25 protein-coding genes are annotated in these 24,433 nt (G+C 67.0%); 10 read left to right on the top strand and 15 right to left on the bottom strand.

Going from position 1 to position 24,433, the window contains the following annotated elements:
- Positions 1-21: 21 nt before the first annotated feature.
- Entirely contained in the window at positions 22-1,326 is a 1,305-nt protein-coding gene (locus ACWTPI_RS09435; RefSeq protein ID WP_454731539.1) for a nucleotide sugar dehydrogenase, read from the top strand.
- Between the two features lie 244 nt (positions 1,327-1,570).
- Here ACWTPI_RS09435 and ACWTPI_RS09440 read toward each other — a convergent pair whose 3' ends face one another.
- Complete coding sequence (locus tag ACWTPI_RS09440) at positions 1,571-2,782, bottom strand: globin domain-containing protein (protein ID WP_454731540.1); 1,212 nt, start codon at positions 2,780-2,782, stop codon at positions 1,571-1,573.
- Between the two features lie 264 nt (positions 2,783-3,046).
- Here ACWTPI_RS09440 and ACWTPI_RS09445 point away from each other — a divergent pair, with 264 nt between their 5' ends.
- Entirely contained in the window at positions 3,047-3,556 is a 510-nt protein-coding gene (locus tag ACWTPI_RS09445; protein ID WP_454731541.1) for an RrF2 family transcriptional regulator, read from the top strand.
- Between the two features lie 13 nt (positions 3,557-3,569).
- Here ACWTPI_RS09445 and ACWTPI_RS09450 read toward each other — a convergent pair whose 3' ends face one another.
- From ACWTPI_RS09450 to ACWTPI_RS09470, 5 genes are all read right to left on the bottom strand, one after another.
- Positions 3,570-4,835, bottom strand: coding sequence for an NnrS family protein (locus ACWTPI_RS09450; protein WP_454731542.1), 1,266 nt, complete (start codon positions 4,833-4,835; stop codon positions 3,570-3,572).
- A 342-nt stretch (positions 4,836-5,177) separates the two neighbouring features.
- Positions 5,178-5,633: a carboxymuconolactone decarboxylase family protein gene (locus ACWTPI_RS09455; RefSeq protein ID WP_454731543.1), complete on the bottom strand. Its 456-nt coding sequence runs from the start codon at positions 5,631-5,633 to the stop codon at positions 5,178-5,180.
- A gap of 115 nt (positions 5,634-5,748) precedes the next feature.
- Entirely contained in the window at positions 5,749-7,170 is a 1,422-nt protein-coding gene (gene pdxR, locus ACWTPI_RS09460) for a MocR-like pyridoxine biosynthesis transcription factor PdxR (RefSeq protein WP_454731544.1), read from the bottom strand.
- A gap of 99 nt (positions 7,171-7,269) precedes the next feature.
- Complete coding sequence (locus ACWTPI_RS09465) at positions 7,270-7,704, bottom strand: MarR family winged helix-turn-helix transcriptional regulator (RefSeq protein ID WP_020206932.1); 435 nt, start codon at positions 7,702-7,704, stop codon at positions 7,270-7,272.
- A gap of 104 nt (positions 7,705-7,808) precedes the next feature.
- Positions 7,809-8,678: an AraC family transcriptional regulator gene (locus tag ACWTPI_RS09470; protein ID WP_059412693.1), complete on the bottom strand. Its 870-nt coding sequence runs from the start codon at positions 8,676-8,678 to the stop codon at positions 7,809-7,811.
- A gap of 116 nt (positions 8,679-8,794) precedes the next feature.
- Here ACWTPI_RS09470 and ACWTPI_RS09475 point away from each other — a divergent pair, with 116 nt between their 5' ends.
- Positions 8,795-9,271, top strand: a complete 477-nt coding sequence (locus ACWTPI_RS09475) for a hypothetical protein (protein WP_454731545.1) — start codon at positions 8,795-8,797, stop codon at positions 9,269-9,271.
- A 247-nt stretch (positions 9,272-9,518) separates the two neighbouring features.
- Here the strand turns inward: ACWTPI_RS09475 and ACWTPI_RS09480 are convergent, their stop codons facing one another.
- Entirely contained in the window at positions 9,519-9,845 is a 327-nt protein-coding gene (locus tag ACWTPI_RS09480; protein WP_020206935.1) for a hypothetical protein, read from the bottom strand.
- A gap of 533 nt (positions 9,846-10,378) precedes the next feature.
- On the opposite strand from ACWTPI_RS09480, the gene ACWTPI_RS09485 reads away from it, so the two are divergent.
- The gene (locus ACWTPI_RS09485; RefSeq protein WP_059412838.1) at positions 10,379-10,933 is read left to right on the top strand and encodes a hypothetical protein; all 555 of its coding nucleotides are present in this window, start codon (positions 10,379-10,381) and stop codon (positions 10,931-10,933) included.
- 278 nt (positions 10,934-11,211) lie between these two features.
- Positions 11,212-11,778 (top strand): TetR/AcrR family transcriptional regulator, encoded by a 567-nt coding sequence (locus tag ACWTPI_RS09490; RefSeq protein WP_454731546.1) that lies wholly within the window; start codon positions 11,212-11,214, stop codon positions 11,776-11,778.
- A 75-nt stretch (positions 11,779-11,853) separates the two neighbouring features.
- Here the strand turns inward: ACWTPI_RS09490 and ACWTPI_RS09495 are convergent, their stop codons facing one another.
- The gene (locus ACWTPI_RS09495; RefSeq protein ID WP_020206671.1) at positions 11,854-13,599 is read right to left on the bottom strand and encodes an MBL fold metallo-hydrolase; all 1,746 of its coding nucleotides are present in this window, start codon (positions 13,597-13,599) and stop codon (positions 11,854-11,856) included.
- A gap of 221 nt (positions 13,600-13,820) precedes the next feature.
- Positions 13,821-15,254, bottom strand: a complete 1,434-nt coding sequence (gene fliD / locus ACWTPI_RS09500) for a flagellar filament capping protein FliD (protein ID WP_454731547.1) — start codon at positions 15,252-15,254, stop codon at positions 13,821-13,823.
- A gap of 536 nt (positions 15,255-15,790) precedes the next feature.
- Here fliD and ACWTPI_RS09505 point away from each other — a divergent pair.
- Positions 15,791-16,054 carry a hypothetical protein gene (locus tag ACWTPI_RS09505; RefSeq protein WP_059412695.1) on the top strand — a complete coding sequence of 88 codons (264 nt, stop codon included), beginning with the start codon at positions 15,791-15,793 and terminating at the stop codon, positions 16,052-16,054.
- Between the two features lie 106 nt (positions 16,055-16,160).
- Here the strand turns inward: ACWTPI_RS09505 and ACWTPI_RS09510 are convergent, their stop codons facing one another.
- The 5 genes from ACWTPI_RS09510 to ACWTPI_RS09530 form a co-directional block, all read right to left on the bottom strand.
- On the bottom strand, positions 16,161-16,589 hold the full coding sequence (locus ACWTPI_RS09510; RefSeq protein ID WP_020206674.1) for a rubredoxin: 429 nt from the start codon (positions 16,587-16,589) through the stop codon (positions 16,161-16,163).
- 104 nt (positions 16,590-16,693) lie between these two features.
- Positions 16,694-17,506: a dioxygenase family protein gene (locus ACWTPI_RS09515; RefSeq protein WP_020206675.1), complete on the bottom strand. Its 813-nt coding sequence runs from the start codon at positions 17,504-17,506 to the stop codon at positions 16,694-16,696.
- Between the two features lie 162 nt (positions 17,507-17,668).
- Positions 17,669-18,892: a putative zinc-binding metallopeptidase gene (locus ACWTPI_RS09520; RefSeq protein WP_454731548.1), complete on the bottom strand. Its 1,224-nt coding sequence runs from the start codon at positions 18,890-18,892 to the stop codon at positions 17,669-17,671.
- Positions 18,893-19,029: 137 nt separating this feature from the next.
- The gene (locus ACWTPI_RS09525; RefSeq protein WP_020206677.1) at positions 19,030-19,206 is read right to left on the bottom strand and encodes a hypothetical protein; all 177 of its coding nucleotides are present in this window, start codon (positions 19,204-19,206) and stop codon (positions 19,030-19,032) included.
- A gap of 175 nt (positions 19,207-19,381) precedes the next feature.
- On the bottom strand, positions 19,382-19,666 hold the full coding sequence (locus ACWTPI_RS09530) for a DUF1488 family protein (protein ID WP_059412698.1): 285 nt from the start codon (positions 19,664-19,666) through the stop codon (positions 19,382-19,384).
- A gap of 183 nt (positions 19,667-19,849) precedes the next feature.
- On the opposite strand from ACWTPI_RS09530, the gene ACWTPI_RS09535 reads away from it, so the two are divergent.
- Positions 19,850-22,849 carry a Tn3 family transposase gene (locus ACWTPI_RS09535; protein WP_454731549.1) on the top strand — a complete coding sequence of 1,000 codons (3,000 nt, stop codon included), beginning with the start codon at positions 19,850-19,852 and terminating at the stop codon, positions 22,847-22,849.
- Positions 22,842-23,186: a Tn3 family transposase post-transcriptional regulator TnpC gene (tnpC, locus tag ACWTPI_RS09540; protein ID WP_454731550.1), complete on the top strand. Its 345-nt coding sequence runs from the start codon at positions 22,842-22,844 to the stop codon at positions 23,184-23,186. Before ACWTPI_RS09535 ends, tnpC begins: the two co-directional genes overlap by 8 nt.
- Before the next feature lie 104 nt (positions 23,187-23,290).
- On the opposite strand, the gene merR is transcribed toward tnpC, so the two are convergent.
- A complete protein-coding gene (merR, locus tag ACWTPI_RS09545) occupies positions 23,291-23,716 on the bottom strand; it encodes an Hg(II)-responsive transcriptional regulator (RefSeq protein WP_454731551.1) in 426 nt (141 codons plus the stop codon).
- A gap of 72 nt (positions 23,717-23,788) precedes the next feature.
- On the opposite strand from merR, the gene merT reads away from it, so the two are divergent.
- Both merT and merP read left to right on the top strand, forming a co-directional pair.
- Complete coding sequence (gene merT / locus ACWTPI_RS09550; RefSeq protein WP_454731552.1) at positions 23,789-24,139, top strand: mercuric ion transporter MerT; 351 nt, start codon at positions 23,789-23,791, stop codon at positions 24,137-24,139.
- Between the two features lie 13 nt (positions 24,140-24,152).
- Complete coding sequence (merP, locus tag ACWTPI_RS09555) at positions 24,153-24,428, top strand: mercury resistance system periplasmic binding protein MerP (RefSeq protein WP_454731553.1); 276 nt, start codon at positions 24,153-24,155, stop codon at positions 24,426-24,428.
- The last annotated feature ends 5 nt before the right edge of the window (positions 24,429-24,433 follow it).

Genomic DNA, 24,433 nt, shown 5'->3' on the forward strand with positions numbered 1-24,433 from the left:
GCCTGAGTTCATTGAGAAAAAATGAAAAATACTCTTGTGGAACGACTTGACAGCAAGCGAGCCGTAATTGGGATCGTCGGGCTGGGATATGTTGGACTGCCGCTGCTGCTGCGCTATGTGGATGTCGGCTATCACGTCATCGGTTTCGATATCGATCAGTCAAAAATCGATGCCTTGCGCCAGGGCAGGACCTATATCGAACACATCCCGTCCGCGCAGATCCAGGCTGCTGCCAGCGGAAATCTGGAGGTCACGACCGATTTTTCCCGAGCGAAGGAAGCAGACGCCCTGATCATTTGCGTGCCGACGCCATTGAACCGTTACCGAGAGCCGGATCTGAGCTTTGTCCTTGGGACGGTGGATGCGTTGATTCCTCATCTTCGTCCTGGCCAGGTGCTATCTCTCGAAAGCACGACCTATCCGGGGACAACTGAGGAAGAGCTGCTGCCGCGAATCGAATCGCGCGGGCTGACTGTCGGGCAAGAGGTGTTTCTGGTGTTCTCTCCGGAACGAGAGGATCCGGGAAATACTGACTTTTCCACGCGCACCATTCCAAAGATATGCGGCGGACATACAGCCGCATGCTTGGATGTCGGCATGGCTCTCTACGGAGCAGCGATCGACACCGTGGTTCCCGTCAGTTCCACGCGCGCCGCCGAGCTGACCAAATTGCTGGAAAACATACATCGCGCGGTGAATATCGGGCTGGTCAATGAAATGAAGATCGTCGCCGATCGAATGAATATCGATATCCACGAGGTAATCAGCGCCGCCGCGACCAAGCCATTTGGCTTTGTCCCTTATTATCCTGGCCCAGGTCTGGGCGGGCATTGCATTCCCATCGATCCGTTCTACCTTACATGGAAAGCCCGTGAGTATGGTTTGCACACTCGTTTCATTGAGCTGGCGGGGGAGATCAATTCATCCATGCCGGATTATGTGATTGAAAAGGTAATCGGCGCGCTCAATCAGGTCAAGCGCTCCGTCCGCGGCAGCAAGATCCTGGTTCTTGGCATCGCCTACAAGAAAAACGTGGACGATATGCGTGAGTCGCCTTCGGTCGTGCTGATGGAAAAATTGCGCGCACTCGGAGCCGAGGTGGCCTATAGCGATCCTCATGTACCGGTTTTCCCAAAAATGCGAGAACACAGCTTTGACCTGAGGAGCGTGGATCTGAGTGCCAGCGAGATCGGCCGGTACGATTGCGTTCTTGTCGCCACGGATCATGATCGTTTTGACTACGACCAGATCCGGAAGTGCGCGAAGGTGGTGGTCGATACTCGCGGTCGTTACCGGCAAGCGGCAGGAAATCTGGTCAAAGCCTGAGGCAACCTGTCTGTCCGATCATCACCGGGTAGGCATCCGGGGCCTTCAGCTCGCGGGCATTGATACCTGCCAATGGCCCGCTGCCTCCGATGCCGGTGGTAGCCAGCCGATCAGAGGCAATGTAACTGATCGGCCAGCGCTGCGAGACAGCATGAGCTACTGCGCTGTTGGCTCGTTCCGGTGAGTTTCTCGATCTCGTCAGATTTGACCAGAGAAATCTCGAGCCGGGACCGGCTTGTCGTTCCTACAACAACCCATCCAGCAAATCCGGCCCGAACACCTCGCGATGCACGCGCTCCGCCTTCACCCCGCGCGCCGCCAGCGCGGCGCGCTGCGCCTGCATGAAGGGCAGCGGACCGCAGAGGTAGAAGTCGGCGTCGGCGAGGTCGTCGCCGGCGAAGATGACGTCGATGTCCATGCGGCCGGGCAGGGCGGACTGGGCCAGGAATTCGGCCGGCTCGCCGGACTCGAGGAAGAAGTGGGTGCGCAGGCCGGGCAGCTGGCGCGCGGCGTGCTTGACGTCCTTGACGTGGGCCACGTGCGAGGCCATGCGCGCGGCGTGGCCGAAGACGACCTTGCGCGCGGGGTTGCGCTGCGCGACGGCGTTGAGCGCGGAGATCATGGGCGTGACGCCGACGCCGGCGGAGAGCAGCACGATGGGGTGGGCGGGCTCGATGGCGGGCGCGAAGTCGCCGAACGGCTGGCTGACCATCAGGACGTCGCCGGCGCGGGCGTTGTCGTGCAGCCAGTTGGAGACCGCGCCGGCGGGCAGGCCGGCGTCGTCGCCGCGCTCGCGCTTGACGGAGATGCGCCAGGTGCGGCCGTTGGGCGCGTCGGAAAGGCTGTACTGGCGCTGCTGGAACACGCCGTGCGAGAGTTCCACCACCACGGAGATGTACTGGCCGGGCAGGAAGTCGGCGAGGGTGGTGCCGGGGACGGCTTCGAGCGTAAACGAGGTGATGTCGGCGCTCTGTTCCTCGCGCGCGACGATGCGCACCGGCTGGCGGTGGTCGGGACCGGTGCCGGCGCGTTCGTAGAGGCGCGTCTCGGCGGCGATCAGCTCGGCGGCGAGCAGCCAGTAGGCTTCGTCCCAGGCGGCGACGAGCTCGGGCGTGGCGGCTTCGCCCAGCACTTCGCCGATGGCGCCGAGCAGGTGGCGGGCGACGACGGTGTAGTGGCCGGGCTTGATGCCGACCGAGGCGTGCTTGTGGACGATGCGGCTGACCACCGGGGCCAGCGCGCTGTTGTCGCCGTAGTTGGCGGCATAGGCGAACACGGCGGCGGCGAGCGATTGCTGCTGCGCGCCGTTGGCCTGGTTGCCCATGTTGAACAGGTTGGTCAGTTCGGGCCTGTCGGCGAACATATTGCGATAGAACGCGGTGGTGATGGCCAGGCCATGCTGGCGCAGCACGGGTACGCTCGCATCGATCAGGGGTCTCGATTTTTCAGACAGCACTGCAACCTCCAAAGATATACACTAAATGCAACAAATGGGGCGAATGAATCCGCAACAGGGGCGGCGGCGAGCGATCTGCGCTTTGTCCGCGTCACCTCGGAATCCATTCTATTAAACATGCATTTTACGTGCAACATAAATTTGCGGCATCGCAAAAGATGTATCGAAGGGCCATGTTAGACTGCGCGTGCCGCCCGCGCGCCGCGCGCATGCCGGCTGCCCCGCATTCCGCACCACGATCCGCACGGCGGAGGACCACTTTGCATGAGACTGACCGACTACACCGACTACAGTCTGCGGACCCTGATCTACGTCGCGGTCCACCCGGGCGAGCTCGTCACCATCCAGCGCATCGCCGATGCGTTCGACATTCCCAAGAACCACCTGATCAAGATCGTGCAGAAGCTCGGCCAGGCCGGCTTTCTGCATACGGTGCGCGGGCGCGCGGGCGGGATCGAGCTGGGCCGGCCGGCGGCGGCGATCAACGTGGGGGAGGTGATCCGCACGATGGAGTCGGATTTCAGCCTGGTGGAGTGCTTCCAGGGCGACGACAACCATTGCGTCATCACGCGGGTGTGCGGCCTGCGCGGCGTGTTGTCGGCCGCGCTGCGGGCTTACTTCGACGTGCTGGACGCCTATAGCCTGCAGGACCTGGTGGCGCGCCCGGCGGCATTGAGCCGCGCGCTGGCGCCGGATGGCGGCACGGTGGCCGGCATTCCGGTCAGGAGCGTGACACGCAAGGCGCGCGCGGCGCCCGACGGCGGGACGGCGTAGGCGCGGCCCGGCGCTAGCCTTCGCGCCCGTCGGCGCGCGGACACATCAGGAATGGCACGTACTTGAACAGGTACAGCGCGAACGCGGCCATCCACGCCACCGCGGCGGCGGCGATCCAGAGCGCCTTGTACTGCGGCAGGACCAGCGGCCCGGCCACGCGCAACACGGCCGCGGCGAAGACCGCCGCGTAGGCCGCCGTCTCCACCGCGCGCGCTTCGAGCAGGCGCCCGGTGTGGCCCAGCGCGGTGCGCGTGATCATGCCGATGATGGCGCAGCCGATCGCGCCGACGGTCAGCGCATGCAGGGCCGAGGAGCGGTCCGCGTGGCCGAGCGCGGCGGCGGCCAGCAGCGCCAGGCCGAGCGGCAGGCAGACATAGGCCAGGTGCAGGATGCCGATCAGCGGGCGGCGCAGCGCCCGCCGCGAGCCCCAGCCGCCCAGGCGCACGGCGTGCGCCAGCGCCGCCAGCAGCGCGAGCGCGGCGGTGATCATGCCTTGCGGCGCCAGCGCGCACGCCGCCATCGCGGCCAGCGTCAGCGGCACCACGGTGCGCTCGGCCAGCGGCGAGCGGCGGATGCGCACGCCGGGCACGCTGTTGGCCGTGAACATCGGGATGACGCGCCCGCCGATCACGGTGATGAACACCACCACCAGCCCGATGCCCGCCTCCGCGCTTTGCAGCGCCGCCGGCACGGCGCCGCGCGCCAGCGCCACGTGGAACGCCACGTTGAGCGCCCACAGCAGGAACAGCGCGCCGGCCAGGCCATAGTTGCGCTTGCTGCCGGCGCGCACCAGCACGTGCAGGAAGCTGGCCGCGCACAGCGGCAGGAAGGCCAGGTCCAGCGCCACCGCGAGCGGCGCCGGCCCGGTCCACATCAGCACGCGCGCGGCCAGCCAGAGCGCGGCCAGCCCGGCCAGCGCCGCGCCGCGCGGCGTCTGCAGCCCGGTCCAGTTCCTGCCCGCCGTGAAGAGGAAGCCGACCACCACCGCGGCGGCAAAGCCGAACACCATTTCATGCGCATGCCAGAGCATGCTGCCCATCGGCGGCTGCGCGGCGCCGGCCGGCCACCAGCCCAGGTAGATGGCGGCCCACGCGCCGACCGACAGCACGGCGAACGCCGCCGCGAGCAGGTAGAAGGGCCGGAATGCCAGCGCCAGCACGGGCAGCCCGCCGTGGCGGGCGGGCGCGGGGCGGGACGACGGCGGGGTCTGGAGCAGCGGCTGCATGGATGCCGCGCGCGGTGTCGGGTCGGGGTGCATGGTGTCGATCGATGTGGTCATGGCGCGGCTTCCTTCCCGTTCGTTTTTTCTGGCCGGCCGGCATCCTGCCGCATGGCAGTCTCCCGACGATTCTATAAAACAAGCATTTTTAATGCAACATAAAAGACGGCATGCGGACGTGTCTGGCGGAAAAGGCCGGCGGGGCCGCCTGGCGCATCCGCTCCTGCCGCAAGCCCGTCACTCCGGGGCCCGGCAAAGCTGCCGCGGGCGGCAGCGGTGGTCAGATGACCGCCGGAATGTGCGTGCGGAAAGCGCAAGCCGGCCGCACCCTGAAAGACGCGAGTGCCGGCGAACGGGCATTCCCGTGCCCAGGGCACTCGTTCTTGGCGCGCTTGTGATCCTTCAGGCTTTGCCGGCGGCGGCGGGGGTGGCGCGGAACGTCACGCCCAGGCGGTTGAAGGCGTTCATCAGGCCGATGGCATACGTCAGGTCGACCAGTTCCTTGTCGCTGAATTCGGCCGCGGCGGCTTCGTAGTCGGCATCGGGAACGCCGGTGTCGGCCACGCGCGTCACGGTTTCCGCCCAGGCAAGCGCGGCGCGCTCGCGGGCGCTGAACAGATTTCCGGCCTCGCGCCACACGGGCACCAGCACGAGCTTGTCCACGGAAAGGCCCTGCGTGAGCAGGTCGCGGGAATGCATGTCGATGCAATAGGCGCAGCCGTTGATCTGCGAAACCCGCAGGTACACGAGATTGACCAGTTCCTGCGGAAGGCCGCATTTCTGGAGGGACATGTACACCCCGCCGAAGGCCTTGTAGCCCTCGGGGGAAACCTTTGCATAGTCGAGGCGATGGCTCATGACGCATCCTTCTGTGTGTTGATCCGGAGCCCTAATCATGGCGCATCTTGGCCTATCCCGGATGGTCCATGATTCGCCTTGCGACATGGGCCATGACGCCAGCCCGCGCGCCGCGTCAGATGAGCTTCAGTATGCGCCTGCCGAGATGTTCCGCCGTGGCCCGGGAGTCGATGTTCGTGAAGCCCAGCAGCAAGGCCGAGACGCCATCGCCCGCCGTCGTCCAGCGCGACAGCGCCTCGCCGTACAGGCCGTGCTCCCGCATGCTCGCCGCCAGCCGGCGATCCGAGCGCTGGCCCCGCAGGCGCAGGATCAGGTGCATGCCGCCCGGTTGCGCATCGATGCGCGCCTGCTTTCCCAGCACGCTTTCCAGGCCCGCCGTGGCGGCGTCCCGGCGCTCGGCATAGAGCTTGCGCATCCGCTGGATATGGCGCGCGAAATGGCCTTCCCTGATGAAGGCGGTGACGATCGCCTGCGTCAGCTGGGGGCTTCCGCCGGCGAAGACCTGACTGATCCGCTCGAACCGCTCGACCTGCGTCGGCGGCACGACGAGATAGGCGAGCCGGATGCCGGGGAACAGCACCTTGCTGAACGTGCCCGCGTAGAGCACGCGCTCGTCACGGTCGAGGCTTTTCAGCGCGGGCAGGGGACGGCTGACGTAGCGGTATTCGCTGTCGTAGTCGTCTTCGACGATCCATGCGCGGTTTCGCGTGGCCCAGTCCAGCAGCGCCAGGCGCCGCGGCAAGGACAGGGACACGCCCAGCGGGCTCTGGTGCCCGGGCGTGACCACCGCCGCGCGTGCTCGCGGCGCCGCCTCGATGCCGGCGGCGACGACCAGGCCGTCGCGGTCCACCGGCACCGGCACGGTGGCGATGTGCATGTGCTCCAGCAGTTCCCGCGTGGGCGGGTAGCCCGGGTCTTCGAGCCAGACGCGGTCCCCGGCCTTCCACAGCGCCTGGCAGATCAACTGTATGGTGTGCCGGTATCCCGAGGTCACGAACACCTGCGACGCGGCGCAGTGGATCCCGCGCGAGACCTGCAGGTACGCGGCGATCTCGGCGCGCAGGCCCGGCAGGCCGTATACGGACGGGTGCGCCATGTCCGACGGCTGCATGGCGCGCACGCATTGCGCGCCCAGGCGTGCCCAGATCTTGCGGGGAAACATGTCCAGCGCGGGCAAGCCCATCTGGAACGGCAGCACCGAGTCCGGGCGGAAACTGAGTTCGGGCGCGTCGGTCCCCGGCGGCGGCATGGCGCCGCCGGCGGGCGGAAGCTTGAGGCCCGGCGTCACGATGGTCCCCGCCTGGCCGCGAGCCTGGATGTACCCCTCGGCGGCCAGCAGGGAATAAGCCGTTTCTATCGTGCCCCGCGCCAGTCCCAGTTCTTGCGTCAGCGCGCGCACCGAGGGTATCCGGTCGCCCGGTTTCAGCAATCCGCTGGTGATGGCGCCGCGAAAGCGCTCGTAGATCTGCCGGTAGAAAGGGGCGGCTGCCGCCGGATCCAGCGGCGCGAAATTGCCGTGCTTCGCGGTGGGGGTCATGGGCTGGCCTCGTCGATTGTCTCTTCGATGTCGTGAAAACCGTCGCCGGACCGGCACGGCGCATGTCCGCGCATATTGGCTCGCCGGCGCCCGCCGCGCTCAGGCCGAGAACTTGTCCAGCAGCCGCAGCAGTTCCTCGAACTCCGCCTTGCTGAAATCCTTCAGGCGCGCGTTCAGCACCTCGGGGGCGATCTCGGGAATCCGCTCGGCCACGACGCGGCCCTTGTCGGTAAGTTCGAGGTTGACCACGCGGCGGTCCTCGATGCTGCGCGAGCGGGCCAGCAGGCCCTTTTGCTCCAGTTTGTCCAGCATGCGCGTCATCAGGCCGGTATCGATGACCAGCAGCTTGCTCAGCTCGAACGGCGTGGTGGCGGTGCCGCGCGACAACGACAGCAGGATGCCCATCTGCTGGGCGGTGATGTCGAGCTCCTTAAGCGCGGCATCCATTTCCATCAGCACGAGATTGCGCGCCTTGTTGAGGTAGAAGCCGACGCTTTTCGTGAGGTTGAAGGTGTCCCTGGTGTAGTGCTTCATCCGGTTCCCCGCGTTGGCATGCAGATGTTCCGATCTTATTTGATTTGTCAGATAGCCTCAAGGTCAGAATCTACGGCCGGCTTTGCGAGCGGTTGCTGCAAGGGCTATTCCGCCAGTCCGCGGCTGGCGAAATAGTGCGCGGGCGAGTCCCCGAACGCGCGGCGGAACATGGCGATGAAATTGCTCGGCGTGGCGTAGCCCAGCGCTTCGGCCACCTGCGCCACCGCCTCGCCGCGCGCCAGCCGCTCGAGTGCGTGGGTCAGGCGCGCCTGCTGGCGCCAGTGGGCGAAGCTCAGCCCGGTCTCGCCCTGGAACAGGCGCGACAGCGTGCGCGGCGACACGCCCGCCCACGCGGCCCATTCGGCCAGGCCGCGGTGATCGCCGGGCTGCGCCAGGATGGCGTCGCTGATGCGGCGCGCGCGCCGGTCCACGGGCAGCGGCAGGTGCAGCGGCTCGCGCGGCGCCTGCTCGATCTCGTCGAGCAGGACCGCGACGATGCGCTGCTGCGCGTCGTCGAGCGCGAACGGCGCTGGCCAGGAGGCGGCGCGGCCGACCAGCGCGCGCATGACGTCGCTGATGCCGAACACGCAGGGCAGGGGCGGCAGGTCGCGCGCCGCCGACGGCGCGACCCACACGTTCCAGCCGCTCAGCACGCCGCTGATGCTGATGCGGTGCATCTCGCCGGGCGGCATCCAGCCGGCGCGCTGCGCGGGCAGCAGCCAGGAGCCGTGGCGCGTGCGCACGTGCACCAGCCCGTTGTCGATGCAGAACAACTGGCCGCGCAGGTGCCGGTGCCAGCCCAGCTCGCGCGTGCCCAGGCGGAATGCGTTGCTGTCCCGGTCGCTGCCCCGCATGGCGATCAGGGCCGGGCCGCCGGGCTGCTCGTAGCGGTCGGCAAAGGTATCCAGCAGGTCGCGGGTGGCGGCGTCCACCGCGGCTTCGTCGTCCGCGGGGTCAGGCGGGCGGATTGGCATGGCTCGATTGCATTGTTTTTAGTCCGGGTAACGTTATCGAGTCTACGCGCTTCGCCCCGATACTGCTTTCCCAGGCGCATCCCGATGCATTGATCCCGCGCCGCAGGAGAACAGACATGCAAGACCAGGTTTCCGCTTTCCGCGAATCCGCGAATTTCTTCATCCACGACGTTTCCGCCTTCCCGCTGGTGCTCGGCCGGCCCGAGACGCTGGTGCCCGGCTACGCCGGCCAGTGGTGCGAGGAGATGACCACGCTGGTGCGGCAGGCGCATCCGTTCGTCATCGTCATGGGCCCGCAGGCGGACGCGGAGCGGCACGAGGACCGGCGCCTGCGCGCCTTGTGGCTGAAGCACAACCGGGAGCCGCTGGTGCGGCGCTGCCGGCTGCTGGTCTACGTCGAGCCGGATGCGGCCAAGCGCGCCGGGCTGTCGGCGCTGGCGGCGCTGGCGGTCAAGGCGTTCGGCGTGCCGGTGGCGCTGACCGCCGGCATGGACGAGGCGCTGGCGCGCGGCGAGCAGGTCCTGCGGGCCGAGGCGGCGCAGATGGCGCGCGAAGGGGCGCGCGAAGGGGCGAGGGACAGCGTCGCGCAGTGACCGCGCCGGCGCCACGCTGTTGCCGCCGCGCCGGCAGAGCGCGGACACGGCAACGCGCCGCCGGCGCAGGGCGGCAGCGGAGAAGCAGCGGGGAAGCAGGGCGGAAGCGGAAAAGAGGAAGCCCGGCCGCCAGGGAAAACCGTCGGCGGCCGGGCCTGGCCCGCGGCGCCGCGCGCGCGGCAGGCCAGAATGCAACCGTGGAACGTGGCGGCCGGGCGGCCGCCGTCATGCGCTTAAGGCTTACGGCTTACTGCGACTTGGCGCCGTCCGTATAGGGGTCGCGCGTACCCGACTTGGCGCCGTCGGTGTAGGGGTCGCGCGTGCCGGACTTGGCACCGTCGGTGTAGGGATCGGCCTTGGTCTGGGTCGCGTTCAGGTCCGTGCGGGTCGACTTCTTGGCGCCGTCCGTATAGGGATCGAACTTGCCCGACTTGGCGCCATCGGTATAGGGATCGCGCGCGCCGGACTTGGCGCCGTCGGTATAGGGGTCGGGCTTCTTTTGCTGGCCATAGCTTGCGCCCGAGGCCACGGCAGCGGCGGCGACAAGTAAGGTCAGGGTGAGAACTTTGCGCATCGTTTGCTCCGGTAGTAGTGACAAGGCGCTTGCGGAATTTCCCCCGGCGGCAGGCCGTGGGACGCCCGGGCGTATGCTGCGTTTCGCACAGATAAATCCTAGGAGTGAAATCGGGGAGTCCGTAGGAAAACCTTGTAAGTGCTTGTTGCGGCAGCGCGGTCCATGACGGCAACGCGACTCCTGGCGCATTTGCCGGCAGGCGATGTGGCGAAAGCCGCATGTTTCGCGATAACCGTGGGCCAATGCGTGCGCTTTGCGGCACAACGGAGGACGAGCAGGAAATTCTTAGGAAAATTCCTTGACTATCTATCTACCAGTAGATAATATTCGGGTCATGGAAGCCGCTGCTCCGCCCCAGCCAGAACGCTGAAGCAGGAAAGAGGATCCAGCGCAGTACCCGGGGACTCCCCGTTTTTTTTGCCCAAGCCATCTATCTACTAGTAGATAACAGCAAGAAAAACGCCGGACTCCAGCGCGCCTTACCGATTCGATTCCGCCCCAGCGCGGATCCTCAATGTGAAATGGAGAAGATCATGAACGCCAAGCTCATCGCCAAGACCGTCATCACCGCCGCCACCCTCGCCGCCGCCTTCGTGGCTGGCCAGGCACAAGCCTCGGGCCCCAAGGACAGCAGCTTCGCCGGCGACAAGTACGGCTATGTGTTCCGCACCGATGCCCGCGACGCCTACACCGACGGCGCGCGCATCAGCAACCGCGATGGCTATACCGACGGCGCCCGCACCGGCAACCGTGATGCGTACACCGATGGCGCCCGCACCGGCAAGGCCGACCCGTTCACGGACGGCGCGCTGGTCGCGGGTCTTGACCGCAGCGGCGTGTCGGCGACGCCGGCGCGCATCAGCAACCGCGATGGCTACACCGACGGCGCCCGCACCGGCAACCGTGATGCGTACACCGATGGCGCGCGCACCGGCAAGTTCGACCCGTACACCGATGGCGCGCTGGTCGCCGGCCTGGACCGCAGCGGCGTGTCGGCAACCCCGGCGCGCAGCGGCAACCGCGACGCCTTCACCGACGGCGCCCGCACCGGCAAGTTCGACGTCTTCACCGAAGGCGCCAATGCCTGAGCGCGGCAGCGCGGCATGCAGTACCGGGTGGCAGGCAAGTGCCGGCCACCGCGCCTGACCAGCGACGCGGCAGGCAGATAACACCGAATTGGAGTCGATGATGAATCTACGGGACAGCTTCCTGATCCTGGCCGGCTGGGTAGGGCTTTGCCTGGTCAGCGGCTCATTGATCACGGTGGTCGCGCAAGTGCTGCCCTCGTGAGCGGCGCAGCCTGACTTTTTGCGACCGCACGTGGAATTGCCTTGAGTATCTACCGGCAGATAGATAAGATCACGCCATGAAAACGAAATCCGTCCGCGAACAACTGCTCGAACACACGCTCGTGCTGATCCGCCGCCGCGGTTTCAACGGCTTCAGCTATCGTGACCTTGCCGAGCTGGTCGGGGTGAAGACCTCGAGCATCCACTATTACTTTCCGTCCAAGGACGATCTGGTACTGGAAGCGGTCAAGGAATACAGCGCGCGCATCACCGAGCGGATCTGCAATATCGACGCCAGCCTGCCGCCGCACGTGCAGGCGGAGGCCTACCTGAGCTTTCTGCGCACCGCGGCCTGCGGCGACCAGATCTGCCTGGCCGGCATGCTCTCGACCGAGACCCTGTGCCTGCCCGAGACCGTGCATGCCGAGCTCAAGGCGTTCTACCGCATGAACGAAGACTGGCTCACGGGGCTGATCGAGCGTGCCCAGAAGGAGTACGGCAAGGTCTACCCGGTGTCGCCGAAGGCGCTGGGGCAGGTGATCTACGGCGCGCTGCAGAACGGGCTGGTGGTGGCGCGGCTGTTCTGCGCGCCGGAACGGCTGGAAGCCGCGGCCGAGCTGCTGATGGCTTCGCTCACCAAATAAGGCAGGCCGGCGCCGGCACGGCACGCGGACAGTCTCTTCTCATCGTGAAAGGCCCCCGAAACCGGGGGCCTTTGCTCATGGGCGCGCCACCATGCGCCACACCCCGCCATCGTCCACCACGGCGCCGTCCACGGCGAGCTTGTGCAGATGCGCCAGCAGCGAGCGCTGCGCCACCGGCAGCATGCGTTCTGGCACGTCGTCGTACACGCGCAGCAGCAGCACTTCGATCACGCTGTCGCCAAGCTCGCGCAGCGCGTTGAGCACCTTGGCCTCGCGCTGCAGGCGGTGGCGGATCAGCGTGCGGATCGCATCGGCCGGCCTGGCCATCAGGAAGCCGTGGCCCGGCGCCAGCCATTCCAGGTCTTCGTGCTGGAGCGCCGCCAGCGATGCCAGGTAGGCGTGCATGTCGCCGTCGGGCGGGTTGATGACGACCGTGGAGCCCTGCATCACGTGGTCGCCGGTAAACAGCGTCTTTTCTTCTTCGAGCAGGAAACACAGGTGGTTGGAGGCATGCCCCGGCGTGTGCACCACGCGCAGGGTGCAGCCGTTGCCCAGCGCCAGCCGTTCGCCGTGCTCGAGGATGCGGTCCGGCTGGAAGGTCTGGTCCTGGCGCGGCGTGGCCGGCGCCGGGCGGCCCAGCACCGGCGCGCCGGTGGCGGCCTTGAGCCGGGGCGTGGCCGGCGAGTGGTCGAGATGGGTGTGGGTGGCCAGGATCCAGCGCACCGGGCCGGGCGCCGCGGCCAGCACGGCGGCGAGATGGGCGTCGTCGTCGGGGCCGGGATCGATCACGGCCCACTGGTTTTCGTCGGGGTCGCCGACGAAATACGTGTTGGTGCCCGGCCCGGTCATCACGTTGCCGTTGCCGGCGGTCACGCGCCACACGCGCGCCGACAGGCGCACGGCCTGCCCGGTGGCGAGCTCGTAGCGGGCATGGCCTTCGCCGTGCGGGTCGATCCGCTCGATCTCGGCATAGGCCGGCTCGCTCGGCAGCACCGGCCGCAGGCCGCCGCCGCCCTGGGCCAGGCGCGGCATGATGCGCGCGATGCCGCGCAGCTGCGCGGCGTGGTCGAAACAGGCCTGCGCGCTCTCGAAGCGGGCGATCGAGGCGAGCGTGCGGCGCGTCACCGGCACCATCTTGTAGCCGCTGGCGGCATCGAGCGCGTCGGCCGGGCGCACCCAGACATGGGCCATCGCCTCTTCGCCGTCGTGCACGGCGGTCTGCCCGGCCGGCGCGAGGGCCACGAAGAAGCGCGTGTCGAAGCGCTTGGGCAGGCCCGGCGGCGTGAGCCAGTGGCTGTGGTAGGCCAGGCGGTCCACCGCCAGCCGCACGCCCAGGCGCTCGCAGATCTGCGCCATGCCCGGGCCGCCGCCGCGCGCGGGCTGGCGCAGCCAGCCATGCTGCCGCGCATCGCGCGCCTGCAGCGCGTCGAGCGGGGCGAGCGCGCCGTCGGCGCCGGCCGCGAACAGCAGGCCGGCTTCCTCGAAGCATTCGCGCACCGCCGCCAGGTAGTAGTCGAGGCCGCCGTCGGGCACGCCCAGGCGCTGGCTCGCCGCGCTGTCGTCGAGCCCCGCGCACCATGCGTGCAGCGCCTTGTCCTGCGGGTCCAGCGTGCCGCCCGGAAAGACGAAGGCGCCGCTGCTGCGGTCGTCGTTGCGCTCGGCGCGGCGCACCATCAGGACTTCCATGCCGGCGGCGCCGTCGCGCACGACCAGGATGCTGGCGGCGTGGCGCAGGGAAGACGCGCGCGCGGGCTGGGACTGGGACTGCGATTGGGGCTGGGAGGCGGAATGCGTGCTGCCGCTCTTTTGTGGCTCGCTCATGGCTGGCGGTGTCTCGTTGTGCTGGCGGGTGGCGGGGGACGTGAAGGCCCCGGGGAAGGCCCATAGTGTAGCGGCATCGCCCGGTTATGCCAGCGGGCGGCAGCGAGGCGCGAAGCGCGCGGCGGGGGAGTGCTGCCGCCGCCTCCGGACGGGGGCGGCAGCGGCACTTGCCGCGGTCTGGCGGGATCGATGAGACCCTGCCTGCGGCCTTGCTTGCAGCCTTACTTGCTGTTGCTGCTGCTGTTGTTCATCGCGGCGAACTGCTGCGTGAGGTAGGTGCTGGTCGAGTTCAGCTTGGACACGATCAGGTCGAGCTGCTGGAACTGCGTGCGGTAGCGGGCCATGGTGGCGTCGATGGCGGCCTGGGCCTTCGTGTACGTCTTCTCCAGGTTCTTCATGTTGGCCTGCACGCCCTCGGAGGCCGTGGTCAGCGTGCCCTTGGGGTCGTTGAACGACTTGGCCAGCGCCGACAGCTGGTTGCCGTAGCCGGACTTGCCGTCCGTGCCGCTGAACAGCTGCGCCACGCCGGTGCGGTTGGCGGTCAGGGCCTTGTTCAGCTTGACCGTGTCCAGCGCCATGCTGCCGTCGGACTTGAACGTGATGCCGACCTGCGTGAGGTTGACCAGGCTGTTGTCGCCGGCGGCGTCCTGCGGCTTGTTGAACACCGAGGCGAGCTGGTTCTGGATCGAGCGCAGCGCGCCGTCGCCGAGCAGGATGCCCGCGCTCTTGGTGTTCTTGTCGAAGCTCGCCAGCTTGGCCGCGGTGCTTTGCAGGGTGTTGTAGGCGGTGACGAAACTCTGCACGGCCGAGGCCATCGACCCGGTGTCGGTGGAGGCGATGACGGTGCTGTCGCCGGTCTTGAGCAGGTTCAGCGTGAGGCCCGGCACCGCTTCCTGCACGGTGTTGGACGCGCTCGTGATGGCCAGCCCGTTGACGGTCAGCTTGGCGTCGACCGCCTTGATGTTCTCCGTCATCGACTTGGTGCCGGCCGGGTCGTAGGTCATCAGGTCGGCGATCATGCTGGGGTCGCCCACGCCGTTGCTCGCGACCGAGACGCGCATGCTGGACTTGGCGCCGGTGGTGTTGGAGGTCAGCACGATATGGTAGGGCGTGCTGCCGCCGTCATTGACGATGCTCGCGGTGACGCCCGAGTTCGATGCGTTGACCGCGTCGCGGATGCCTTCGAGCGTGTTGTTGGTGCCGTTGATGTTGATCTCGGCCGCCTTGGCGCTGCCGGGCGTGAAAACGCCGGCTTCGGTGATGCCGAATTCGATCTTGATCTTGGCGCTGCCCAGCGGCATGCCCTTGCTGTCGACCACGCCCTTGGACACCAGCGTCTGCGAGGTGGCCAGCTGCGACACGTTGACCGCGTAGTTACCGGCCGTGGCGGTCTTGTCGCCCGACACGGTCAGCACGTCCTTGTTGCTCGACGACGTGGTCGTGCTGCTGTACAGGCTTGCCTTGCCGAGCGCGGCGGCGGCGGCCTGGAACGAGGACAGCGCGCCCTGCAGCAGCCCGTAGGCGGACAGCTTGTTGGTGTGGACGGTTTGCTGGTTGACGAGCGGATCGAGCTTCTTCTTTTCCGCTTCTTCCAGATTGGTTAGCAGAGTGCCCAGATCAAGTTTCGATCCGACACCTATCGAGGAAATTGCCATATTTCAGCCTCTGATAATGCGTTGGAGGGAAAATCAGCCGCACCGCCCTGGCGGTCCGGATATTCAGGAGGCCCCGGCGCGCGCAGATGGAATGGCTGGCACGCGGGGTGTTTCCCGGGCGAACAGATGATGACGCCCCGCAAGGCAGGCGCCGTATTGCGACGGGTGCCGGCGCCAGGCAGGTGATCCGGTGCCGGCCGCTGGCGGTCGCTCGCCCTTGATGCGGTCGGGTCGAGGATGACGCAGGCGCGCATCGATCCTGTCCGCGACCTGCCGGAAGAGCGCTCGACACAGTGGCGGTTGACCGGGGGGAAAGCCGCTGCCGTGTGCTTAACTCTTCACGCTCAAGATCGTAAAGGCACGCGGCCCGGGCCAATCGCCGGAACAAGGGCGGAAAAACCGGCTTGCTCGCGCTCAAAAAAGGGCGCCGGCGGCCGGCCCCCGGGGAAAACCGGGCAGCAAATGTCTGCTTTGTCCTCTAACATGCAGTCAAAAGCGCATGCCCGCTCCAGCCGGACCATCCAGGGAGAAGACAAATGAACCGTAAAGGCCTGCTCGACGCAGCCGAAGTGCTGGAAGCCCTCGCGGCCGGGGCGCAGCCGGACGGCAAGCGGCTGGCCGCGGGCGCCAGCGCGCTGGGCGCCATCCATGCGGACCACCCCTCGTGGCGCGACATGACCGACGCGGCCTTTGCGCTGGAAGCGCTGGCGGCCGGCAGCGCGCTGGGGCTGGACCAGAAAGGGCGCGCCCGCGCCGCGCGGCTGGCGGAAGTGGTGCGCAGCCTGGTCGATCCGCTCTAGGCACTACAAGCGCCACAAGCACCATAAGCACCACAAATGCCGCAATCACCATAGACGCGACAGGGCGGCGATCCGGCGGACCGCCGCCGGCAAGGCAGGCCGCGCGTCAGAACGCGACCATCGCGAAGTCTTCCTTGCCCACGTCGCACAGCGGGCAGCGCCAGTCGTCGGGGATGTCTTCCCAGCGCGTGCCGGGCGGGATGCCTTCCTCGGGCAGGCCGGCCGCCTCGTCGTAGACCCAGCCGCAGATGATGCAAACCCATTGCCGGAACTCGTCAGCGGGCGCGGCGGGCGGCGGCGCTTCGCTGGCGCCGGACGGTGCGGATGGCGGCGCGGTTGCCGCGCCGGGCTCGTCGAGACTGAATATCGCGGGCGCGTCCGTGCCTTGCCCGTGGTGGGCGAGCTTGTCCTGCAGCACGGCCAGCAGTTGCCGCGCTTCCTCCGTGGTCAGGTCGATCCAGTACGGATCGCCGGCGCCGTCGTTGAGGCGCGCGGGGGAAAACTGCAGTTCGATTGCGGTGCCTTTCTTGTACATGCCTGTGGAATGAATGCTGGAATCCGCGCGGCGCCGCCGGGCGGCGCGCGCGTGGATAGGGGTGTCGGAGCGATGCGGCCGGAAGCCGGCGGCGATATTGTCGTTCAGTTCCGCCCGGCTCGCAGCGAGCCAAACACATACGACTCCATCGACAGCATGCCGTAGACGATGCCGCCGTCGATGACCTGGACCGGATCGCCGGCCGTGGCCGCGCCGAGGGCCACCAGCAGCGGCAGGAAGTGCTCTTCGGTCGGATGGGCGCGGGCGGCGTCCGGCGCCTGGCGGCGGTAGTCGAGCAGCGGCGTCATGTCGCCGTCCTGCATGGCCTTGCGCACGGCTTCGCGCACCCAGCCGGTGAACCTGGCCACGTAGGGCGCATCGCCGCCATCGCCGCGGAATTCGTGGAGGTTGTGCGTCAGGCTGCCCGAACCCACGATCAGCACGCCTTGCGCGCGCAGCGGCGCCAGCGCGCGGCCGAGCGCGAGTGCGCCGGCGGGGTCCAGCGGCTGCGGCAGCGACACCTGGAATGCCGGCACGCCGGCGTCCGGGTACAGGTGCAGCAGCGGCACCCACGCGCCGTGGTCCAGGCCGCGCTGCGCGTCGGTCCGCGCCGCAAAGCCGGCTTCGGCCAGCAGCGCCGCGGCGCGCCGGGCCAGTTCGGGATGGCCCGGGGCCGGGTATTGCAGCGCGTACAGGGCGGGCGGGAAGCCGCCGAAATCATGGATGGTCTCGGGATATTCGGCGGTGCCCACGCCGGCGCCGCCGCGCGTCATCCAGTGGGGCGACACCACCAGCACCGCCGCCGGCGGCGGCAGCGCGCGGCCGAGCGCGGTGAGTTGCGGGCCGGCCAGGCCGGGTTCGACGGCAAAGGTGGGCGCGCCGTGCGATATGAACAGAACGGGGAGGGGGGCTGACACGAGGTTTCTCCGGTACGCCGGCGCCGCTGTGCTTTGCGCATCTGGCGGCGGGGTCGACGGCGGAGTTTATTGCCTACTGGGGGCAGCGATAAACCCGGATTGGCGCGACATATAGTCTCGCCAGTCGGGACAATCGAGGGAAATGGAGAGGGTGCGGGGAGGTCAGGACGGAGCGGCCGAGCCACCGCCCGCGGGCTGCGCAGCCGGCATTTCCGCCGCCGCGGGCGTTTGAGGCGTTTCCACCATTTCAGCCGGTTCCGTCGCTTCCGGCGCTTCCGGCGCTTCCACGGTTTCCGCCGGCGCCGGCGAAACCGGCGCCTCCACGATTTTCGGCTGCGGCCCGGCCGCCACCACCTCGTGCACGAAACGCAGCTTCTCCACCACCTTGGGCGACAGCGCGAACGGATAGCCGTCCGCGAGGCCCAGGCTGCGGTTCAGGCTGTTGAGTACATAGGTCAGCGGATACCAGCGGTGCATCAGGCTGTCGAAGCTCGACACTTCCACCGGCGTCTGGTCGGTCAGCACGGGCTCGCCCGCGGTGCTCGGCTTGAGCGCCAGCCCGCACGCGGCGGCGGTGTCCACGGTATCGACGATGTGCAGGTAGTGCGCCCAGGTCTCGGCCCAGTCTTCCCACGGATGCATGGTCGCGTAGGCGCTCACGTAGGCCTGCTCCCAGCCCTGCGCCGCGCCCTGTTCGTAGTGCGCCGCCAGCGCCTCGGCGTAGTCGGCCCGCTCGTCGCCGAACAACGCGCGGAACGGTTCGATCCAGCGCGTGCCGGCCACCAGCTGGTCGAAATAATAATGGCCGAGCTCATGCCGGAAATGGCCCAGCAGCGTGCGGTAGGGCTCGCTCATCTCCGAGCGCGTCTTTTCCCGGTGCGCATCGTCGGCCTCGGCGATGTTCATGGTGATCAGGCCGTTGTCGTGGCCGGTCATCACGCGCTCCTCGCCGACGTCCTCGAGGAAATCGAACTGCAGGCCGCCCTCGGCGTCCACCTCGCGCGAGACCACCGGCAAGTCCAGCGCCGCCAGCGTGTAGAGCGCCCGCCGCTTGGCGGTCTCCAGCCGCCACCAGTAGAGGCGGTTGTTCGGCGTGGCCAGGAACGGCGTGGTGCGGGTCAGCTCGCAGGACGCGCACAGCGTGTCGCCGGCGTCCGCCGGGATCATCCAGTTGCAGACGTCCTGCACCGCGTAGTTGTGGCATTGCCGGTGGAGCGCGCCGGCGGCCTCGTCGTTCAGGCAGCGCCACACGCCGTCGCCGGCGGGCTCGAAGGCGCAGATCTGCGAGAGTTCGGGAACATAGCCGAGCAGGGCGCTGCAGCGCTCGCACGAGACGTTCTCGAAGAACACGAGGTTGCCGCATTTTCCGCAGTGGAATGTCTTCATGGCTCGCCTGTGGTTTTGCGCGCGCGCCCGTCCGCGCCGCCCGTGCCATTTTCACATCTGCAGCGCGGATTTACACCGCCGGTAACAACTGCACGCACGGCGGCGGGCGGCGCCCACGCCGCGCGGCGGCGGGCGCGCTACTGCTGTGGGCAGTGGCGCGCGCCCTGGCCGAGCCGGTCCGCCGGCTGGCCGTTTTGCGGGTCGCGCTCGCCCGGCTGGCTGGTCTTGCGGCCTTCGCCGGGCTGCTCGGCGTAACCGCGTTGGCTCGGGCTGGGCCGCCCGCTTGTCTCCGTCCGCCTGCGCAGATCGTTCATGGCGCGTCTCTCCATGCTTGAAAGGGGTCTACCGTGGCTCGCCCGGCAACGGTGCATGCGGCACCGGGCTGCACAAAGCTGGCAAGTTCCGTGCCGGCGGATGGCCGCCTTGCCAGCGCGGTTCCGGCTCCGCCCTTGCAGCCAATGCAGATACCGGGGAATGCCCCGGTCCGCGCTACACCGCAAAACGAAAATGACCGCTATGCAGCACGATGTTGTGGGCCGCCGTCATCTCGAACAATTGCCGGGCCACGCTTTCGATGTCGTCGCGGTGGCCTTCGAAGGCCTGTATCAGATCGCCCTCGCGGTGCGAGCGCGCGCCGAAGTGGTCTTCGAGCGCCTCGGCGGTGATCGCGTAGCGGGCCGGCGCGCCGTCCACGCAGGCGGGACAGGCGAGGCAGAGTTCGGCCGAGCAGTAGGAAGGGGTGGCCTTGGGAAAGCGGACCTGCTTGACGGACATGGGTGATCCCCGGAGCAAGAAAGCGAAGAAGGGATCATGCCAAGATGCGGCCAATCGGCGATCATAAGCCCTGGGGTTATATAGATAAGCAAAAACATTTCGGTTAGTTATAACTCTGGTCTGGAACTTTGCCATCGTCCTCGGCTAGACTGGCTGGCCCTTCAGAGATTGCCGAGATCCTGTATGGCCACCGTCGAGCGTACCGCCTACCCGAGTTTCCCGAAGGTTTTCTCCACCAAGGAGTTACAGGCGTGTTACACGCCGGATGCCGAGGAACTGGAGTGGGCCACCCGCTCAACCCGTGGACAAGGTCCGCGACTTGGCTTGCTGGTGCTGCTGAAGGTCTTCCAGCAACTGCATTACTTCCCCAACCTGGACAGCATTCCCGTCGTCGTGATCGACCATGTGCGCGCCAGCGCTGGTCTGGCGCTAGATGCCGCATTTGGCTATGACCGCAAGCTGTCCCCCACGCTGTACCGGCATTACACGGCGGTACGCGAATTTCTCGGCGTCCAGCCCTATATTGGCACGGATGCCAACGAGGTCACGATCCGCGCCGCGCGCGAAGCCGCGGAAACGATGGACCAGCAAGTGGACATCATCAATGCCACCATCGATGCGCTGATCCTGCGCCAGGTCGAGCTGCCAGCGTTCTCCACCCTAGACAACATCGCCGAGCAGATTCACACCCGCACGCAGACCGCGCTGTTTCGACGCGTCGCAAGGCGCTTGTCGGATGAGGAACGGCAGCGGCTGGACCGGCTTCTCACCCGGGAATTCACCAACCGCCTGACCGCCTACAACAACATCAAGCGCCACGCGCGCCGTCCATCACGCAAGCATCTCAGCCTACTCATAGAACACCTGACCTTACTCGACGGTCTTGGCGATTTCTCTCGCGCAATCGCAGGCGTGCCCGCCTCGAAGCTGCGCTCGCTGGCCAGCCAGGCCATGAGCCTGGACGCGGCCAATCTACGGGAGATCCTGCCTGAGAAGCGCTACACGCTGATCGTCGCCTTGCTTAACCATATGCGCGTGCGCACCCGCGACGATCTCGCGGAGATGTTCATCCGTCGCATGGGCACCATCCACAAGCGGGCGCGCGATGAGATGGAGCGCATCCAGTCCCGTCAGCGCGCGCAGATGGAGAAGCTGGTCACCTTGCTCGACGGCGTGGTCGATATCGTCGCCGATGGCCAGGACGACGCGCTGATCGGCCGGCAGGTGCGCCGCTTCCTCGCGCCGTCCGGCGATCTGGAGCCGCTGCGCGAGAGCTGCGCCGAGGTGCGGGCCTTCAGCGGCAACAACTACCTGCCGCTGCTATGGCGGCATTTCCGCGCGCACCGCTCCGTGATGCTGCGCCTGGCGCAGGTGCTTGAATGGGAGTCGACCAGCCAGTCGCGCACGCTGCTGGCGGCACTTGCGGTGGTGCTGGACAACGAATCCCTGCATCGCGAATGGATTGCCGCCGACGTCGATGTGAGCTTCGCCTCGGAACGCTGGCGAAAGCTGGTGCGCCGCCCCCACGACCAGGGCGCCCCCACCAATCGGCGCTACCTGGAACTCTGCGTGCTCTCGCATATGGTCAACGAGCTACGCTCCGGCGACCTGTGCGTGGTGGGGTCGGATGCCTTTGCCGATTACCGTGCGCACCTACTGCCCTGGCGGGAATGCGAACGGCGCCTGCCCGAATACTGCGCCAAGCTGGACATGCCGGCCAACGCGCAGGACTTCGTGGCGCATCTACGCCAGTGGCTGACCGACACGGCGCGTACGCTGGATGCCAGTTTTCCCGACAAGCGCCAGCACGTCACCATCGGCCAGGACGGCGAACCCGTGCTCAAGCGGACGATCGCCAGGGAGATCCCGGCCAGCGCGGTGGCCCTGCAACAGGCGCTGATCCGGCGCATGCCCACGCGCAATCTGCTGGACGTGCTGGCCAACATCGAGCACTGGACCCACTTCACGCGGCACTTCGGCCCGCTCTCCGGCAGCGACCCCAAGATCCGCAATGCCGCCGAGCGCTACCTGCTGACTATCTTCGCCATGGGCTGCAACCTGGGGCCCACCCAGGCCGCCCGCCATATGGGGGATCGGGTCACGCCGCACATGATGTCGTTCGTCAACCGCCGGCATCTGAGCCTGGAGCGTCTCGAAACCGCGCAGCGGGAATTGATCGAACTGTATCTGCGGCTCGACCTGCCCAAGCACTGGGGGGATGGCAAGACCGTCGCGGCTGACGGCACTCAGTACGACTTCTACGACAACAACCTGCTGGCCGGCTACCACTTCCGCTACCGCAAGATGGGCGCGGTGGCCTACCGGCACGTGGCCGACAACTACATCGCGGTGTTCCGGCATTTCATTCCGCCCGGCGTGTGGGAAGCCATCTACGTGATCGAGGGTCTGCTCAAGGCCGGCTTGAGTGTCGAGGCCGATACCGTGCACGCCGACACCCAGGGCCAGTCGGCCGCGGTGTTCGCCTTCACGCATCTGCTGGGCATCAACCTGATGCCGCGCATCCGCAACTGGCAGGATCTGAAGCTTTACCGAGCCGATGCCAACACCAAATACAAGCACATCGACCGGCTGTTCTCGGACATCGTGGACTGGGAGCTGATCGCCTTCCACTGGCAGGACCTGATGCAGGTAGCGCTATCGATTCAGGCCGGAACAATCTCCTCGCCGCTCCTGCTGCGCCGGTTCGGCTCGGAAAGCCGCCGCAACCGCCTGTTTCTGGCGGCGCAGGAACTCGGCAAGGTCGTGCGCACAGCGTTCCTGCTCGAATGGATCGGCAGCCGCGAGTTGCGCCAGGAGATCACCGCGACCACCAACAAGATCGAGTCCTACAATGGCTTTGCCAAATGGTTCTCATTCGGCGGTGACGTGCTGGCCGAAAACGACCCCGACGAACAGCAGAAGCGCCTGCGCTACAACGACCTGATCGCCTCGGCCGTGATTCTTCAGAACACGGCGGACATGATGCAGGCCCTGCGCGCGATGGTGAAGGAAGGGATCAAGGTCGACGTGGCCGACATCGGCTTCCTGAGTCCCTACCTCACCAGCAACATCAAGCGCTTCGGCGACTATAAACTCAATTTGGAGCGGTTGCCGGAAGCCTGGATTCGCGACAGCCTCTTTGCCGGCCCCGCCCATTCCGTCCGCAAACCGCGTCATGCCTGACACCGATACCCCTTACGGCAGGGTCGACGCCGAGGCGTTGCAAGCGCTTCGGGACACGTTCGACACGACCACCATCCTGCGCGTGGTGGACCAACTCGATGCGATCCGCGCGCGTTGCTGTGAGCCAGCCGGGCTGCGCGACGATCTGCTGTGCTTGCACGGCATGGCACATACTCTGATCAACGGCGCCGCATTGTCGTATCCAACCACTGGTCCGACCCTCGTGGACCAAGCCGAGGCCATCATAGAAGAACTGGACGACTGGATCGTGCTGCTCAAGCGCGCCGTGCATGCGCTGCGCCCACTAGAGCCGCTGCGCCCCCGCGACGATGTCTGACTCGGCCAGGTCGCTTGCCCGTCGAGACGGCACATGTGAGGCCGGCTGCGACGAAGCGGCAGAAGCAGAAGCCGGAACGAGCTGGAGCAGCGTAGCCGCATCCACTACGCCCTTTGGCGAACTTTTCCCGCTAGCAGCGATGCGATCAGCGGGCAGGATACGTTGCCCTGGCGGGCATGGCAGGCGCACACCAGCTCAGACAGCACGGCCTCCATGCGTCTCAGGTCGGCAAGCTTTGCGCGCACGTCGTTGAGCTTGCGCTCGGCCAGGCTGCTGGCTTCCGCGCAATGAGTGCCGTCCTCCAGGCGAAGCAGTTCGCCGATTTCTTCCAGACTGAATCCCAGCCGCTGGGCCGATTTCATGAAGCGCACCCGGACCACAGCCGTTTCGCCATAGCGACGAATCCCGCCGGCGGGCTTGTCTGGCTCTGGCAGCAGCCCCTTGCGCTGGTAGAACCGGATGGTCTCCACGTTGACACCAGCCGCCTTGGCGAAGGCGCCGATGGTCAGGTTCTCCAATTCGCTCCACATATCGCTTTGCTCCGTACATTAGTACGGAAGTAAGGTTACGCTATCCCTTTCCTACTTCGAAAGGACAAACGCATGCCGCAACCGCAAGCCGGGCGCCGTGCGCTCTTCGCCGGCGGGCTCGCCGCCATCCTCGCCTCCACCTGCTGCCTGGGGCCGCTGGTCCTGATCGCGCTTGGTTTCAGCGGGGCCTGGATCGGTAACTTAACGGCGCTGGAGCCATACCGGCCGCTGTTCCTCGGCACCGCAGTGCTGGCGCTGTTCGTCGCCTGGCGGCGCATTTTCCGTCCGCCGCAAGTCTGCAACCCGGGGGAGGCCTGCGCCATCCCGCAGGTACACGCCACCTACAAGCTCATGTACTGGCTCGTCGCCCTGCTGGTTCTGGTCGCGCTCGGATTTCCCTACGTCACGCCATGGTTCTACTGATCAGGAGTTCGCCATGAGAAAGCTGTTTGCCGCCCTCGCTCTCGCCGCCGCCGTCGCTCCCGCATGGGCCGCGATGCAAACCGTCACATTGTCCGTGCCGGGCATGACCTGCGAGACCTGCCCGATCACGGTCAAGAAAGCGCTCTCCAAGGTCGACGGCGTAAGTAAGACCAGCGTGAGTTTCGAGAAGCGCGAGGCCGTCGTCACCTTCGATGATGCCAAGACCAGCGTGCAGAAACTGACCAAGGCGACCGAGAACGCGGGCTATCTGTCCAGCGTCAAGCAGTAAGCCAC

The organism is Cupriavidus ulmosensis, assembly GCF_977008105.1.

What these genes read in the sequence shown, in the direction of transcription:
- ACWTPI_RS09490 (WP_454731546.1), top strand. Translation starts at nt 11,212, where the DNA reads ATGAAAACGAAATCCGTCCGCGAACAACTGCTCGAACACACGCTCGTG.
- fliD (WP_454731547.1), bottom strand. Translation starts at nt 15,254, where the DNA reads ATGGCAATTTCCTCGATAGGTGTCGGATCGAAACTTGATCTGGGCACT.
- ACWTPI_RS09535 (WP_454731549.1), top strand. Translation starts at nt 19,850, where the DNA reads ATGGCCACCGTCGAGCGTACCGCCTACCCGAGTTTCCCGAAGGTTTTC.
- merP (WP_454731553.1), top strand. Translation starts at nt 24,153, where the DNA reads ATGAGAAAGCTGTTTGCCGCCCTCGCTCTCGCCGCCGCCGTCGCTCCC.
- ACWTPI_RS09445 (WP_454731541.1), top strand. Translation starts at nt 3,047, where the DNA reads ATGAGACTGACCGACTACACCGACTACAGTCTGCGGACCCTGATCTAC.
- ACWTPI_RS09530 (WP_059412698.1), bottom strand. Translation starts at nt 19,666, where the DNA reads ATGTCCGTCAAGCAGGTCCGCTTTCCCAAGGCCACCCCTTCCTACTGC.
- merR (WP_454731551.1), bottom strand. Translation starts at nt 23,716, where the DNA reads ATGTGGAGCGAATTGGAGAACCTGACCATCGGCGCCTTCGCCAAGGCG.
- ACWTPI_RS09435 (WP_454731539.1), top strand. Translation starts at nt 22, where the DNA reads ATGAAAAATACTCTTGTGGAACGACTTGACAGCAAGCGAGCCGTAATT.
- ACWTPI_RS09465 (WP_020206932.1), bottom strand. Translation starts at nt 7,704, where the DNA reads ATGAAGCACTACACCAGGGACACCTTCAACCTCACGAAAAGCGTCGGC.
- ACWTPI_RS09505 (WP_059412695.1), top strand. Translation starts at nt 15,791, where the DNA reads ATGAACCGTAAAGGCCTGCTCGACGCAGCCGAAGTGCTGGAAGCCCTC.
- ACWTPI_RS09525 (WP_020206677.1), bottom strand. Translation starts at nt 19,206, where the DNA reads ATGAACGATCTGCGCAGGCGGACGGAGACAAGCGGGCGGCCCAGCCCG.
- ACWTPI_RS09455 (WP_454731543.1), bottom strand. Translation starts at nt 5,633, where the DNA reads ATGAGCCATCGCCTCGACTATGCAAAGGTTTCCCCCGAGGGCTACAAG.
- ACWTPI_RS09475 (WP_454731545.1), top strand. Translation starts at nt 8,795, where the DNA reads ATGCAAGACCAGGTTTCCGCTTTCCGCGAATCCGCGAATTTCTTCATC.
- pdxR (WP_454731544.1), bottom strand. Translation starts at nt 7,170, where the DNA reads ATGACCCCCACCGCGAAGCACGGCAATTTCGCGCCGCTGGATCCGGCG.
- ACWTPI_RS09510 (WP_020206674.1), bottom strand. Translation starts at nt 16,589, where the DNA reads ATGTACAAGAAAGGCACCGCAATCGAACTGCAGTTTTCCCCCGCGCGC.
- ACWTPI_RS09470 (WP_059412693.1), bottom strand. Translation starts at nt 8,678, where the DNA reads ATGCCAATCCGCCCGCCTGACCCCGCGGACGACGAAGCCGCGGTGGAC.
- ACWTPI_RS09450 (WP_454731542.1), bottom strand. Translation starts at nt 4,835, where the DNA reads ATGACCACATCGATCGACACCATGCACCCCGACCCGACACCGCGCGCG.
- tnpC (WP_454731550.1), top strand. Translation starts at nt 22,842, where the DNA reads ATGCCTGACACCGATACCCCTTACGGCAGGGTCGACGCCGAGGCGTTG.
- ACWTPI_RS09485 (WP_059412838.1), top strand. Translation starts at nt 10,379, where the DNA reads ATGAACGCCAAGCTCATCGCCAAGACCGTCATCACCGCCGCCACCCTC.
- ACWTPI_RS09495 (WP_020206671.1), bottom strand. Translation starts at nt 13,599, where the DNA reads ATGAGCGAGCCACAAAAGAGCGGCAGCACGCATTCCGCCTCCCAGCCC.
- merT (WP_454731552.1), top strand. Translation starts at nt 23,789, where the DNA reads ATGCCGCAACCGCAAGCCGGGCGCCGTGCGCTCTTCGCCGGCGGGCTC.
- ACWTPI_RS09480 (WP_020206935.1), bottom strand. Translation starts at nt 9,845, where the DNA reads ATGCGCAAAGTTCTCACCCTGACCTTACTTGTCGCCGCCGCTGCCGTG.
- ACWTPI_RS09520 (WP_454731548.1), bottom strand. Translation starts at nt 18,892, where the DNA reads ATGAAGACATTCCACTGCGGAAAATGCGGCAACCTCGTGTTCTTCGAG.